This is a genomic window from Paraniabella aurantiaca, from assembly GCF_050309965.1.
Taxonomy (GTDB): Bacteria; Bacteroidota; Bacteroidia; order Chitinophagales; family Chitinophagaceae; genus Niabella.
In genome coordinates this window covers 571,998-585,301 of the sequence record NZ_JBLOSY010000003.1, presented here as the reverse complement: position 1 = coordinate 585,301, position 13,304 = coordinate 571,998, and the positions used below count along the sequence as shown (strand labels likewise).

Below are 13,304 nucleotides of genomic sequence, written 5' to 3'. Positions count from 1 at the left end.
AAAAATAGACAAATGAAGGGAGTTAGTTATATTCGCACGAATAGATACAGATATTATTACTTATAAGTAAATAAATAATTATGAGCTTTAGAATAGGCAGCGGCATCGATTTTCATCAGATGGTAGAAGGACGTGATCTTTGGATCGGCGGTATTTTAATTCCCCATACAAAAGGGGCATTGGGACATAGTGATGCCGATGTGTTGCTACACGCGATCTGTGATGCGCTATTGGGCGCCTTAAGCCTGGGTGATATTGGTGTTCATTTTCCAAATAATGATGAGAGGTACCGCGATATTGACAGCAAGATATTGCTGAAGCACTGTATAAAGCTGATACAGGAAAAGGGATATAAAGTAGTTAATATTGATTCAACGCTGACCTTGCAGGAGCCTAAAATAAAACCTTTTGTTCCTCAGATGCAGGAAACCATTGCCGGTATTTGCGAGGTGTTAACCGAAGATGTATCGGTAAAAGCTACCACTACCGAGCATATGGGCTTTGTGGGCAGGGAAGAAGGACTGGTGGCTTACGCAACTGTATTGCTTCAGAGGATATAAGCTGAGGCTTTAAAGTATAACGTATAAATCGAATGCTTATGAAGTATATTATCATATTCCCGCTGCTTTTTACTTTTTTCAACGTTTTTTCTCAGGAAAAGGAAATTAAAAAAGAAAAGTGGCATTGGAATAATAAGAAGGCCAAACAAGATACTGTTGCAGGCTATACACAAGTTTTGAAAGTTGATAATGTTCTTTATATTTCAGGTGCTGTAACAACAGATTTAACTCCCGAAGGAGTTCAATCTGTTTATAATGATTTAAAAGCTTCACTACAAAGTTTTGGTGCTACATTTCAAAATGTGGTTAAAGAAAATCTATATACAACAGATATTGCCGAAATGAAAAAGCTTAATTACGTTCGTAAAAAATTCTACAAAAACGACTTTCCTGCTGCAACCTGGGTGCAAATACAGAGATTATATATGGCTGAAGCGAAATTGGAAGTTGAGTTAATTGCACATTTGCCAAAGTAATGGTTAGGGCAAAATCTTTCTGAATGCATTGCTGAGCATTTAAGAATATATTTTTGAAGATTCCCCTGAAATGCTCATAATCTTCTTCAAGAAATTTAGTAAAAGGTGGACGGCCTCAAACGAAACATTTTGTTAAAAATTCCCCTTATTCAAAACAGCTTTTCGCTTTAGCGGCAACAGGCTATCTTTGTCGCTATGACCCAGTTACAAGTTAAAATTGTCAATAAATCGCAGCATGCAGTACCTGCCTATGCTACTTCCGGTGCATCCGGTATGGACTTAAAAGCGTCTATAAATGAAGATATAGTGTTACAACCCCTGGAAAGGACTTTGGTGCCAACCGGTTTATTTATTGAATTACCCGAGGGTTTTGAAGCCCAGATAAGGCCGCGTAGCGGTTTGGCCATTAAGCAGGGATTAACCTGTCTCAATACGCCTGGCACAATTGATGCAGATTACAGGGGAGAAATAAAAGTGATTTTAATTAACCTGTCTAATGAAGCTCAAACCGTCCACAATGGCGATCGTGTGGCCCAGATGGTGATACAAAAAGTAGAGATCATTAGCTGGGTACCCGTTGAAGAACTGGGAGAAACTGTAAGGGCAGCGGGAGGCTTTGGACATACAGGAAAACAGTAATGGATACTATGTCCATTACATAAAAACAAAAACATGAAACAATTAGTATTAGTTATAGCTGTAGCTACACTGGCATCATGCGGTGCAAGTAAAAAAGCCGCAAAAACACCTTCGGTGGATACAACCCAGCCACCACCGGTAGCTACGGTGGAAAATGAAGGTCCGTCTGTTGTACTTTCCAAGCTCAATAAAATTGATTTTAAAACTTTTTCGGGCAAGGTTGATGTGGATTTTGATGATGGAAAAGGCAATGGTAAAAGCGTAAGTGCCAAGCTGGTGATTAAAAAAGATGAAGCGATCTGGATGTCGGCGGGTTTGTTAGGCTTCGAAGGAGTAAGGGCCTTGATCACCAAAGATTCGGTGAAGATTCTTAATAAATTACAGAAAGAGTATATAGCTTCCAGCCTTTCTTATATCCAGGAAAAAATAGGATTGCCCGTTGACTTTACAACCTTGCAGGATCTATTGATGGGTAATGCCATTTTTGTAAACCAGGACAACGCATCACTTACCAAAGAAGGGAATGGTTATGTGATAACCACACAGGATGCAAACTTTAAAAACCTGCTCTCCGTATTACTGCCGGGCTACCTGCCTGCTGCTAGCAAATTGAGCGATGTAGATGCGTCGAAAAACCGGAGTGCTGAATTAGCCTACAACAACTACAAACAGGTGGCTGGAAGGAATTTTTCGACCTCAAGGGATATTCGCGTTAATTATAAGAGCAATATCACTATCAAATTAAACTTCCAGTCTTACGATTTCGATGGAGAAGTGGCAGTGCCTTTCTCGGTACCATCAGGTTATAAAACAAAGCAATAATCCGGTAAACATTTATGCTTCAGGCCCCAATACTACTGTATCTATTTTCACAAAAACGCTTTCAGTTGGTGAACCAACTGGCAAAAGGATGTAAAAATCTGCTGGTCTTATTAACTGTTGCCGGCAGTGCTTTAGTCTCCAGCCAGGCTGTGGCTCAAAAAACAAGCGATAAAACGGCGATGGAGGATGAGCGCAGGAAATTGCAGCAGGAGCTGAGACAGATTCAGCAGGCTTACGATGCTGTTAAAGGCGAGAGTAAGAATAACCTCCACCAGTTAGCTGCGTTGAATAAGAAGATTGAACTGCAAAATCAGTATATCAATAATATCGGCAAGGAAATACGACTTATCGATGACGATATTTATTATAGTGCTATTGAAATCAAGAGGCTTAAAAAGCAGATGGATACGTTAAAAGCACACTACGCGAGAACCGTAGTGTACGCGTATAAAAACAGGAGTAATTACGACTACCTGAATTTTATTTTTTCCGCCAACAGTTTTAACGATGCGATCAAACGGATAGCTTATTTGAAAAGCTATCGTAATTACCGGGAGAAACAAATGGAGGATATCGTTAAAACCAATAATCTTATAGATAAGCGTTATGCCCACCAGGTTGCCAGCAAAAAGCAAAAGGAAGGGGCTTTAGTTACCCGTACTAATGAGTATTCTGTTTTGGATGAACAGCGGACAGAAAAAGATTCGGTTGCTAAATTACTACAATCTCAGGCAGGTGCATTGCAGAAGCAAATAGCCAAAAAGCAGCAGGAAGATAAACAGTTGAAATCTGACATTGCGTCAGTAGTAAGGAAGGAAATAGCGGAAGCCAAGAAAATTGCGCAGGAAGAGGCTAAGCAAAGAGCGGCGGCAGAGGCTAAAGAACGGCAGGAAGCATGGGCCCGCGAACGCTTACTGGAAACGGAGAAGGCGTTGGCAGGTGCGAAACCGACAACCGTATCGCCTGGTGCCGCACCGGCAGCTCCACCGCCGGCGCAGGAAGTAGCTTCTGCTCCGTCCCGGGAGTTAAAATTTGATCCTGTTGGCGCCGGTAAAACTACCACGGTAAGGGCCGTACCTAAATCGGACAATTCCATTGTGGCTACTGCTGGTCCTGCTACCGTGAAAAAAAATACGCCGCCGCCACCGGCTCCGGTAGTAGAGAACAAAGCTCCTGCAGGGGGATATCTGAATTATAAAGCTGACGATATTGCACTGAATAGCGATTTTTCGCAGAACCGGGGTAAATTACCTTCACCAGTTGATGGTGTTATAACCCTTGGTTTTGGGCGTTATAAAATTGAGGGAGTAGGTCCCGATATCGTTGGAGATAATCCTGGTGTAACCTACACGGCGCAGGTAGGAGCACCGGTGCGGTCAGTTTTTGGCGGAGAAGTGGTAAGCATTTCTAAAGTGGGCGGTACCTCATTTGTGGTGCTACGACATGGAAAATATTTTACAGCTTATAGCAACCTGGCTTCGGTAACGGTAAGCAAAGGCGCTTCTGTAGCGCGGGGTCAGGCTATCGGTACCGTAGGTGCCGATGAAGAAACCGGTGGCGGAAAGCTTGATTTTATCCTGATGATCGAAGAGAAAAATGTAGATCCCCGCGTCTGGTTAAGATAATTGTTGGAATACCTTGTTGAAGGTCCTGTTAATGAATACCGCCGGTATGATTAATTTTAATCGATATGGATAGCGGAATAATCAAAAAGCTTGAAATTGTTTCGGTACAAGTTAATACTCCCGACTCGCGGACACTGGTATTAAAGCCACTGGGCTGGCAACCCCGGTATAAAGCCGGCCAGTTTTTAACATTGGTCTTTCATACCCGATCGGGAGAACAGCGCCGTTCCTATTCTATATCTTCTTCGCCCGATGCCGGCGAGCCACTATCTGTAACCGTAAAGAAACTGGACAATGGCGAATTTTCGAGGAAGCTGGTTTACAGATCTAAGCCCGGGGACATACTATTGACATCAGGGATTGGCGGTTTTTTTGTATTACCTCAGAAAACGGAGTCGCTCACATTTTGTTTCCTCGCCGCCGGTAGTGGCATTACACCCTGCTTTTCACTGATCAAAACCTTACTGCTCACCACACAACAGAAAGTATTTCTTTTTTATAGTAACAGGAATGAGCAGCACGCTATATTTTATGAAGAACTAAAGTCTTTGCAGGAACAATATAAAGCTCGCTTCTATATTCATTTTATGTTTAGCAACCGGCTCGATGTTTACTATAGCCGCCTGAGCCATTGGTTGCTGAGCCGGTTGCTTGATGAACATTTCACGGCTATTAATAAAAAAGATATCTTGTTTTATGTCTGCGGTCCTTTCGATTATATGTTAATGTCGGCAATTTCGCTACGCAATAACGGGATCACCAATGCGCAGATCATTAAGGAAGATTTCAATCCGTTGCCTCCGGCCAAACTTCCCCGGCCGCCGGATACAGCTATGCACCAGGTTACGATATACCTGGCACAAAAAGTTTATGTGCTTGATGTTCAATATCCTCAAACCATCGTCGCCGCCGCAAAACAGGCAGGAATTTCGGTTCCTTATAGTTGCGAAGCCGGCCGTTGCGGCAGCTGTGTGGCCACCTGCACCTTCGGTAAAATATGGATGGCTTATAACGAGGTTTTATTAGATGAAGAAATTGCTAAAGGAAGAGTACTCACCTGCCAGGGTTACCCGGTTGATGGCGATGCCACCATTGTGTATTGATTAAACGATTTTTTAGGTTGGTATTTTTTGATGTAAACCAGGCGATTAATGAGAGCTGCTTTTTTAAAGGCCCACTGTTTATAAAAAATATTTTTTTCTTTTTTTACCCCACCTACATTTGCATCCCCAATAATAGGCAAGAACAAAAATTACTATGGATTTAAAGTATATACAACAAATAGCGATAGAACTTTCGCTGCCTGTAAAAAACATTACCAATGTGCAGCAAATGCATACCGAAGGTGCTACCATCCCGTTTATCAGCCGTTACCGTAAAGAGGCTACAGGCAATATGGATGAAGTGCAGGTAGGAAATGTAATTGATAAAATCAAATATTACGATGAGTTGGAAAAACGAAAAGAAACCGTTTTGAAAACTATAGAAGCTGCCGGGAAATTAACGCCCGAATTGAAATTACGTATAGAGAACTGTTTAAGCGCAACAGAACTCGAAGATATTTACCTGCCTTACAAGCCTAAACGTAAAACTAAGGCAACGGTGGCTATAGAGAAAGGATTGGAGCCTTTGGCGCAATTGTTATTTGATCAAAGCCAGCCGGTTTCCGATGAGCAGATTGCTGCTTATATTAACGAGCAGGTAAAAGATAATGCTGATGCTTTGCAGGGCGCGAGAGATATTATTGCTGAATGGATATCAGAGAGTGAACAGGCCAGAACTACCGTTCGCTCTATGTTCCAGGAAACATCGGCTATCTCAGCAAGGGTACTTACCACAAAAAAAGAGTCTGAAGAAGCCCAGAAGTATAGGGATTATTTTGAGTTTAAAGAACCTTTGGCCGATTGCCCTTCGCACCGGCTACTGGCTATCCGTCGCGGGGAAAAGGAAGGGTTCCTGATCATGGATATTGGTATAGAAAAAGAATCAGCAATTGGTGAGTTGAAGAGCGTGTTTGTAAAAACTTCTAATAATGCAGGAGAGCAGGTGGCGTTAGCGACCGAAGATGCATATAGTCGCCTGTTAAAGCCGGCTATCGAAACTGAGTTTCGCATGAGCAGTAAAACAGCGGCTGATGAAGAAGCGATCCGGGTATTTGCCGAAAACCTCCGTCAGTTATTATTGGCATCACCTCTTGGCAGCAAGCGCGTATTGGCAATAGATCCGGGTTTTAGAACAGGCTGTAAAGTGGTTTGCCTTGATGAGAGCGGCACCTTCCTGAAGTATACAACCATTTTTCCTCACCCCCCGCAAAACGACTGGAGCGGGGCTGCAGCAACATTGAAAGAGCTGGTGAGCAAATATGAAATTGAGGCCATCGGTTATGGCAACGGCACGGCCAGTAAAGAAACGGAAAAACTGGTGCGTGGAATAGATTTTGGCAAGCCGGTGTCTATCTTTATGGTGAATGAAAGCGGCGCTTCGATCTATTCTGCGAGCGAGGTAGCCCGTGAGGAGTTCCCCGATGAAGATGTAACGGTTCGTGGTGCCATTAGCATTGGTCGCCGCCTGCTGGACCCCCTGAGTGAGCTGGTTAAAATTGATGCCAAAAGCATAGGTGTAGGACAGTATCAGCACGATGTGAATCAAAATCGTTTAAAAGACAGCCTGGATAATGTAGTACAAAGTTGTGTAAACTATGTAGGGGTAGATGTGAATACAGCGAGTAAGCACCTGCTCACCTACGTTTCAGGTCTTACAGCTACTACCGCTAAAAATATTGTAGAGTACCGTAGTAAGAATGGAGCCTTTAAATCCCGCAGCGAGCTCTTGAAAGTATCGATGCTGGGGCCCAAAGCTTATGAACAGTGTGCGGGCTTTTTAAGAATCCCCGGCGCTGAAAATCCCCTGGATAATTCAGCAGTGCATCCGGAGAGTTACGGAATAGTGGAAGAAATGGCTCAGAAGATGAGTTGCACGGTAGGCGATATCATCGCCAAGCCGGATATAAGAAAACAAATTAATGCCAAAGATTTTATTAGCGAAACCGCCGGAACCTATACCATTGATGATATTTTAAAGGAGCTGGAAAAGCCAGGCCGTGATCCAAGGGATGTGATTGAAGAATTCAGGTTTGCGGAAGGAATAGCTACGATGAGCGATTTAAAGCCAGGTATGAAGCTGCCAGGCATCGTTACCAACATCACCAACTTTGGGGCTTTCGTAGATGTAGGTGTAAAGCAGGACGGACTTGTGCACGTTTCCCACCTGGCCAATAAATTTGTAAGCGATCCAAATGAAGTGGTGAAGCTCAATCAAAAAGTAATGGTTACGGTGGTTGAGGTAGATGCTTCCCGTAAACGCATCGCTTTGAGTATGAAGGATGAGCATAAAACGGAGCAATCACGTCCCCGTACCAATACGCCGAAAGGAACGCCGGTAAGTAATAAACCGAAAAATAGTTTTCAGTCAAGCCTCGATGCTTTGAGAAAGAAGTTTGATTAACTGATGTTTTAGACAAAATGGTCTGACCGTCGCGGTCTGACCATTTTATCTGAAATCCAACTCACTAAATCCACAGACTTGTGCAGCGAGCACCTGGTTGCATAGACTTCCGTTCCGCGCTTTTGCATAATCAGGATAAGATGAATACTCCCATTGGGCCGGGTGAGTTACCAGGCCGGCTTCCACAGGGTTGCAATGAATATAGTTAAAGCAAGCATATACATAATCACCGGGACCGTATTTTGACATACTTAAATCAGGTTCCGTCAATATTTTGCATTTTGTTTTCTGTCTGAATAAAGAACCAGTTCTATCATATTTGCTATTATAAATTCTTGCATAGCCACTCAGCAGTTTCCTTATCCCGTTTGTAAGTACTTCAATATTTAAACCACCCTGTTTTATTGTTTCGCAGCTTTTGTCGGTAGTGTGAATCATCAAATGGAAATGGTTAGGCATCAGGCACCATGCTAAAATTTCGCAATATGGGAATATGTTGCGGCGAACCAGTGTCAGGAATATAAAATAATCGGTTTCTTCACGGAAAGTGGTTCCCTGGTTATTGCCCTGGTTAAAAACATGGTATGTGTGACCTGGCAAGAATTTCATAGATAGTATTTACATTAAATATAAAATAATTTTGGGATACAAAATTGGTCCCTGGTCAGACCGGGACGGTCAGACCAGGTATGCATTACGGTATGATCTGATCGTCCCGATCTGACCATGCCACTCCTGCACTGCCCTGAGTTTAATCGGGTAATGACCTATTGTTAATTAGCTTTTGTTTAATTTTGCAATATGGAAACAATTATAGCATCCAGCCCGGTTACTTTAACAGCCGGTGCGGTGAAAGAAATAAAAAGACTGATCAGTGAACCCGGATTTGATGCCACGCAATTATTACGTATTGGCGTGAAAGGTGGTGGATGTAGCGGAATGAGCTATGTGTTGGGCTTTGATCATAAAACAGAAGCTGATAAAGAATTTGAAATTGAAGGCGTTTCGTGCATCATCAACAAGTCACACGAATTATACCTGGCAGGTATGGAAATTGACTGGAGCGATGGTTTGGATAACAGGGGGTTTACATTCTCTAACCCTAATGCAAGCAGCACCTGTGGCTGTGGAACCAGTTTTGCTGTATAACTTTAGTTTAGATGCCTGATATACATTATTCTTTTTGCCCGGTTTGCCAATCCGATAACTTGCAGCATGTCTTCCATGTTAAAGACTATACCGTTAGCGGTAAGGAATTTGAAATTCTTCATTGTAATGCCTGCACCGCCAGGTTTACACAGGATGTGCCCGGTTTAGACGATATAGGTCGTTATTATAAATCCGAGGATTATATTTCACACACCAATACCAGTAAAGGTCTGATCAATCAGCTGTATCAGCGGGTACGTGTGCGTACCATGAAGCAAAAAGCTGCTATCATTAAAAGGCATACAGGGCTGAAGAGTGGAAAATTGCTCGATATTGGCTGTGGTACCGGCACGTTTTTGCATACCATGCAGCAACAGGGATGGGAGGTTGCAGGATTAGAGCCTGAAGCCGATGCACGGGCCATTGGTAAAGAACAGTATGGCATCGATGCTCGCCCTTCTCACGAGCTCTTTTCATTGTCGCCACAAAGTTTTAATGCTATTACTTTATGGCATGTATTGGAACATGTACATACGCTGCATGAATATATGGCACAGATAAAGACGCTTTTGGCGCCCGGGGGTATTTTATTTGTAGCAGTGCCTAACTACACCAGTAAAGATGCGAAAGCATACGGAGCTTACTGGGCCGGCTATGACGTGCCCAGGCACTTATACCATTTTTCGCCCAGGTCCATGGAAACCCTGGCGGATCAACATGGACTGGAGATTGATGAAATGCTCCCCATGTGGTTCGATAGCTTTTATGTAGATATGCTCAGCAGTAAATATAAAAGCGGTAAGGTTAATTACGTGAGTGCAGGTTTACACGGATTAGCTTCTAATATCAATGCAATGGGTAATACCAAAGAGTGTTGCTCGGTAATTTATGTAATAAAAAACAAGGCAACGATTTAAACCGTTGCCTTACAATATTATTGGCCCAGTTGTACTTCGTACAATTCCGGCCATTTTTTTCCGGTGATGTATATCTTTTTGCTGTCTGCATCATAAGCAATTCCATTGGGAACATCTGCAAGTGGATCGATCGTTTTGATCCGGTCCCAGATCTGCGAAACATCAATGCTGCCTGCTATTTGCCCGCTGGCGGGATCTATTTTATAGATATAGGGCTGTTGCCATACGTTTGCATATACAAATCCATCGATATATTCCAGTTCGTTTAAATTATAAGCCAACTCTCCGTTATGTGTTACAGATTGCGTATGCAGGAGCTGGAAAGTAGAAGGATCGTAGAAATAGAGGTTACTGCTGCCATCACTCACAATCAGTTCTTTCCCGTTTGTTGTAATACCCCAGCCTTCAGTGTTAAAGTTAAATTCTTTTATTTTTTTGAAGCCGGGGAGAGTGTAAACGAATACCTTCTTTTCTCTCCAGGTTAATTGGTATACCGTATCATTAAGAATGGTAATGCCTTCGCCAAAATATTTTGGCTCCAGGTCGATCGAATGCTGCGCCTTACCGGTTTTTACATTAATCTTCATTAATTTAGAAAACTTACTTCCTACTACATCATATTCAGCTCCGCCCGTTCCTTCATACAACTGTCCCTTATAAACTGCTAAACCCTGCGTAAAAGAAGACGTGTCATGTGGGTATGTGTTTACTATGGATAAACTGATATTGGGAATGGAAGGGGCAGTAGTAACTGTTTCGGTTGCGGTGTTCTTATGGGTGTCATCTCCGCAACTAATTATTGTAGCTGATAATGATCCCGCTATAAATAAAGAGAAAAGTTTGTTCATTGTTTTTAAATAATTGGATACAAAAGTAGGGTAAGAAGATTTCAAAAAAATCATAAAACCGTTGGTATGCTTTGATGAAAAAAAATAGAATAATATTCGTTTATTTGTATTTTATGAGAATATTATTCGTTTTATGATATTAATTTGAGAATAATATTTAAATTTGGACTATGGTGCAAACGGAGACAGTTTTAAACGATGTAGATAAAGCAATTTTGAAATTGATGCAGGACGATGCGCGCATTACAAATGTGGCGATATCAAAAAAGCTGAAAATGGCGCCGTCTGCGGTGTTGGAACGTGTGCGGAAACTGGAAGAGCGGGGTATTATAAAAGGATACACCACCAATATTGATCCTTCTGCATTAAACAAAGAGTTGCTGGCATTCATCTTTATTAAATCTGCCGATGGTTTGGGTTGTGATACTTCGGCAAAAGCATTTGCAGCTATCCCGGAAGTGCAGGAAGTGCATAATATAGCGGGCGATGATTGTTATCTCGTTAAAGTACGTGTGGCCAATACACAGGCATTAATGGACTTGCGACGAAAGAAGTTTAGTAAGATTGCCAATATCCTCTCCATGCGCACCACCATTGTAATGGAAACTGTAAAAGAAACGCAAACTATCTCAATTACCTGATCATGACACTTAAAAAACAGCCCTCTGTAGCATTGGTAATACTGGCATTTGCCGCCGTATACCTGATTTGGGGTTCTACTTATTTTTTTATCGAAATGGCGGTGAAGCATATTCCGCCAATGGTTTTAGGAGCCGTACGTTTTATTATTGCCGGCATTATTATGATGATATGGGTGACAATTAAAGGCGAACGTATCTGGCAACGGGCAGCTATTATTCCGGCGGCAATCAGCGGCCTGCTCATGCTATTCCTCGGTAATGGAGCTGTGATATGGGCAGAACAATTTTTACCCAGTTCATTTGTTGCCATTTTTCTGGCTTCGGCCCCGCTTTGGTTTTTACTGCTTGATAAAGTGAACTGGAAGCAAAATTTCAATAATAAGTATACGATCATGGGGGTAGCCATAGGGTTGCTGGGAGTGATTGCCTTGTTTTATGAAAAAATAGTTGCTACCGGATACGGCAATAGCCTGCTGCCCTTGATTATATTATGCGTGGCCAATATCAGCTGGGCGCTGGGTTCCTTATTTTCCAAGTACAAGGTAAAAGGCACTTCGGCCTCTGTTAATTCTACCTGGCAAATGTTGGCAGCTGGCGTGGCTTTTTCTATTGCAGGCACCTTCAATAATGAATTTGTGTCAGTAGACTGGGCTGCAATACCTCCTAAAGCCTGGGCTTCCTTAGCCTATCTCGTTGTTTTTGGCTCTATAATAGGTTATAGCGCTTATGTTTTTTTGTTGAGCGTGAGAAGTGCTACGCAGGTAAGTACCTACGCTTATGTTAATCCGTTGGTAGCGGTTTTGCTGGGTGTATTGATCAATCATGATAAACTCACCCCCATGCAATTAGGGGGATTAGCCATTATTTTATGTAGTGTATTTTTTATTAACCTGGCCAAAAAAAATCAGTTAAAAGTAAAAGCCCGCTTGGAAGCGCAGACCTGATTTTTTTCAACTATTTGCCGCGTTATGCGTTTATAAAATACATAAGCGACAATAATGAGCGATAGTGTTTTCAACGGATTGAAATATTCGGTGCTGGACCTGGCTACAGTGTGCCAGGGCGATTCTTTAAAAGATACATTTGCAAGAAGCCTGCAGACTGCCCGGTTTGCAGAAGCGCAGGGATATAACCGGTACTGGTTTTCTGAGCACCATAATATGGAAAGTGTGGCCAGTGCGGCCACTTCGGTTTTAATCGGTTATGTGGCTGGCGGCACAGATACGATACGCGTTGGATCGGGCGGAATCATGTTGCCCAATCATTCTCCGTTGATTATAGCAGAGCAGTTTGGTACATTGGGTTCGTTATACCCCGACAGGATTGACCTGGGGCTGGGCCGTGCGCCGGGCACAGATGGTTTAACGGCAATGACCATCCGCAATAGCCCGCTTAACATACCCTACGATTTTCAAAAAAATATTGAACAACTACAGGTTTACTTTAGCAAAGACAATGCACATGCGAAAGTTAGGGCATTGCCCGGCGAAGGCGTAGATATTCCTATTTGGGTACTGGGTTCCAGTACGGATAGCGCTTACCTGGCTGCGCAAATGGGTTTGCCCTATGCGTTTGCTGCTCACTTTGCGCCTACCCACATGATGCAGGCCTTTTCTATCTACAAAGAATATTTCAGGCCCTCTGATGTACTGGATAAGCCTTACGCAATGGCTTGTGTAAATATTATTGCAGCAGATACCAATGAAGAGGCGGCCTTTCTGGCTACCTCCATGTACAAAATGTTCCTGGGGATTTTTACTAATTCAAGGGAACCGCTCATGCCGCCCTTTGATCCGGCCGGGTTGTCTGATTTGTGGACGCCGGAACAGGAGTATGGTGTAAAGCATATGCTGTCACATGCATTTATTGGTGACAAGCCAACTATCGCAAAAGGTCTGAAAGGTTTTATTGAAACAACCGGCATACAGGAAATTATGACTATTTCCCAGATTTTTGATCAGTCCAAAAAAGAATATTCTTTCCGGCTGTTTAAGGAAATTATGACCGGTAATATCTAGGAAATTTTCTATTTGCCACGGGTGATTTTCATCCTAAATATGCTGTCTAACAAAAGTTGGGACGCCTTCGCTATTGGTACACCTAAATTAGTATCTTCAGGCCCT

14 protein-coding genes are annotated in these 13,304 nt (G+C 42.7%); 12 read left to right on the top strand and 2 right to left on the bottom strand.

Annotated elements, in window-relative coordinates; all coding sequences use genetic code 11:
• The first annotated feature begins 80 nt into the window (after positions 1 to 80).
• The 7 genes from ispF to ACLOAU_RS25775 all read left to right on the top strand — a co-directional run bounded on the left by ispF (position 81) and on the right by ACLOAU_RS25775 (position 7,626).
• The gene (ispF, locus tag ACLOAU_RS25805) at positions 81 to 560 is read left to right on the top strand and encodes a 2-C-methyl-D-erythritol 2,4-cyclodiphosphate synthase (protein WP_427864797.1); all 480 of its coding nucleotides are present in this window, start codon (positions 81 to 83) and stop codon (positions 558 to 560) included.
• Between the two features lie 38 nt (positions 561 to 598).
• On the top strand, positions 599 to 1,036 hold the full coding sequence (locus ACLOAU_RS25800) for a RidA family protein (RefSeq protein ID WP_427864796.1): 438 nt from the start codon (positions 599 to 601) through the stop codon (positions 1,034 to 1,036).
• Positions 1,037 to 1,231: 195 nt separating this feature from the next.
• Positions 1,232 to 1,675 carry a dUTP diphosphatase gene (gene dut, locus ACLOAU_RS25795; RefSeq protein ID WP_427864795.1) on the top strand — a complete coding sequence of 148 codons (444 nt, stop codon included), beginning with the start codon at positions 1,232 to 1,234 and terminating at the stop codon, positions 1,673 to 1,675.
• Between the two features lie 33 nt (positions 1,676 to 1,708).
• Positions 1,709 to 2,497 carry a lipoprotein insertase outer membrane protein LolB1 gene (lolB1, locus tag ACLOAU_RS25790; protein ID WP_427864794.1) on the top strand — a complete coding sequence of 263 codons (789 nt, stop codon included), beginning with the start codon at positions 1,709 to 1,711 and terminating at the stop codon, positions 2,495 to 2,497.
• 68 nt (positions 2,498 to 2,565) lie between these two features.
• Entirely contained in the window at positions 2,566 to 4,122 is a 1,557-nt protein-coding gene (locus ACLOAU_RS25785; protein ID WP_427864903.1) for a murein hydrolase activator EnvC family protein, read from the top strand.
• A gap of 65 nt (positions 4,123 to 4,187) precedes the next feature.
• Positions 4,188 to 5,225 carry a flavin reductase family protein gene (locus ACLOAU_RS25780; protein WP_427864793.1) on the top strand — a complete coding sequence of 346 codons (1,038 nt, stop codon included), beginning with the start codon at positions 4,188 to 4,190 and terminating at the stop codon, positions 5,223 to 5,225.
• Between the two features lie 154 nt (positions 5,226 to 5,379).
• Complete coding sequence (locus ACLOAU_RS25775; RefSeq protein WP_427864792.1) at positions 5,380 to 7,626, top strand: Tex family protein; 2,247 nt, start codon at positions 5,380 to 5,382, stop codon at positions 7,624 to 7,626.
• A 45-nt stretch (positions 7,627 to 7,671) separates the two neighbouring features.
• Here the strand turns inward: ACLOAU_RS25775 and ACLOAU_RS25770 are convergent, their stop codons facing one another.
• Complete coding sequence (locus ACLOAU_RS25770; RefSeq protein ID WP_427864791.1) at positions 7,672 to 8,235, bottom strand: transposase; 564 nt, start codon at positions 8,233 to 8,235, stop codon at positions 7,672 to 7,674.
• 192 nt (positions 8,236 to 8,427) lie between these two features.
• Here ACLOAU_RS25770 and ACLOAU_RS25765 point away from each other — a divergent pair, with 192 nt between their 5' ends.
• Both ACLOAU_RS25765 and ACLOAU_RS25760 read left to right on the top strand, forming a co-directional pair.
• A complete protein-coding gene (locus tag ACLOAU_RS25765) occupies positions 8,428 to 8,775 on the top strand; it encodes a HesB/IscA family protein (RefSeq protein WP_427864790.1) in 348 nt (115 codons plus the stop codon).
• 11 nt (positions 8,776 to 8,786) lie between these two features.
• Positions 8,787 to 9,692, top strand: coding sequence for a class I SAM-dependent methyltransferase (locus ACLOAU_RS25760; protein ID WP_427864789.1), 906 nt, complete (start codon positions 8,787 to 8,789; stop codon positions 9,690 to 9,692).
• Positions 9,693 to 9,709: 17 nt separating this feature from the next.
• Here the strand turns inward: ACLOAU_RS25760 and ACLOAU_RS25755 are convergent, their stop codons facing one another.
• Positions 9,710 to 10,540, bottom strand: coding sequence for a glutaminyl-peptide cyclotransferase (locus tag ACLOAU_RS25755; protein WP_427864788.1), 831 nt, complete (start codon positions 10,538 to 10,540; stop codon positions 9,710 to 9,712).
• 170 nt (positions 10,541 to 10,710) lie between these two features.
• Between ACLOAU_RS25755 and ACLOAU_RS25750 the strand changes: the two genes are divergently transcribed.
• Genes ACLOAU_RS25750 through ACLOAU_RS25740 form a run of 3 tightly spaced genes read left to right on the top strand, consistent with a single transcriptional unit; the run spans position 10,711 to position 13,199 of the window.
• Positions 10,711 to 11,181, top strand: a complete 471-nt coding sequence (locus tag ACLOAU_RS25750; RefSeq protein WP_427864787.1) for an Lrp/AsnC family transcriptional regulator — start codon at positions 10,711 to 10,713, stop codon at positions 11,179 to 11,181.
• Between the two features lie 2 nt (positions 11,182 to 11,183).
• On the top strand, positions 11,184 to 12,125 hold the full coding sequence (locus tag ACLOAU_RS25745; RefSeq protein WP_427864786.1) for an EamA family transporter: 942 nt from the start codon (positions 11,184 to 11,186) through the stop codon (positions 12,123 to 12,125).
• Between the two features lie 54 nt (positions 12,126 to 12,179).
• On the top strand, positions 12,180 to 13,199 hold the full coding sequence (locus tag ACLOAU_RS25740) for an LLM class flavin-dependent oxidoreductase (RefSeq protein WP_427864785.1): 1,020 nt from the start codon (positions 12,180 to 12,182) through the stop codon (positions 13,197 to 13,199).
• Positions 13,200 to 13,304: the final 105 nt, after the last annotated feature.

Coding starts and splice junctions, on each gene's coding strand:
- ispF (WP_427864797.1), top strand. CDS start 81: ATGAGCTTTAGAATAGGCAGCGGCATCGATTTTCATCAGATGGTAGAA.
- ACLOAU_RS25800 (WP_427864796.1), top strand. CDS start 599: ATGAAGTATATTATCATATTCCCGCTGCTTTTTACTTTTTTCAACGTT.
- dut (WP_427864795.1), top strand. CDS start 1,232: ATGACCCAGTTACAAGTTAAAATTGTCAATAAATCGCAGCATGCAGTA.
- lolB1 (WP_427864794.1), top strand. CDS start 1,709: ATGAAACAATTAGTATTAGTTATAGCTGTAGCTACACTGGCATCATGC.
- ACLOAU_RS25780 (WP_427864793.1), top strand. CDS start 4,188: ATGGATAGCGGAATAATCAAAAAGCTTGAAATTGTTTCGGTACAAGTT.
- ACLOAU_RS25775 (WP_427864792.1), top strand. CDS start 5,380: ATGGATTTAAAGTATATACAACAAATAGCGATAGAACTTTCGCTGCCT.
- ACLOAU_RS25770 (WP_427864791.1), bottom strand. CDS start 8,235: ATGAAATTCTTGCCAGGTCACACATACCATGTTTTTAACCAGGGCAAT.
- ACLOAU_RS25765 (WP_427864790.1), top strand. CDS start 8,428: ATGGAAACAATTATAGCATCCAGCCCGGTTACTTTAACAGCCGGTGCG.
- ACLOAU_RS25760 (WP_427864789.1), top strand. CDS start 8,787: ATGCCTGATATACATTATTCTTTTTGCCCGGTTTGCCAATCCGATAAC.
- ACLOAU_RS25755 (WP_427864788.1), bottom strand. CDS start 10,540: ATGAACAAACTTTTCTCTTTATTTATAGCGGGATCATTATCAGCTACA.
- ACLOAU_RS25750 (WP_427864787.1), top strand. CDS start 10,711: ATGGTGCAAACGGAGACAGTTTTAAACGATGTAGATAAAGCAATTTTG.
- ACLOAU_RS25745 (WP_427864786.1), top strand. CDS start 11,184: ATGACACTTAAAAAACAGCCCTCTGTAGCATTGGTAATACTGGCATTT.
- ACLOAU_RS25740 (WP_427864785.1), top strand. CDS start 12,180: ATGAGCGATAGTGTTTTCAACGGATTGAAATATTCGGTGCTGGACCTG.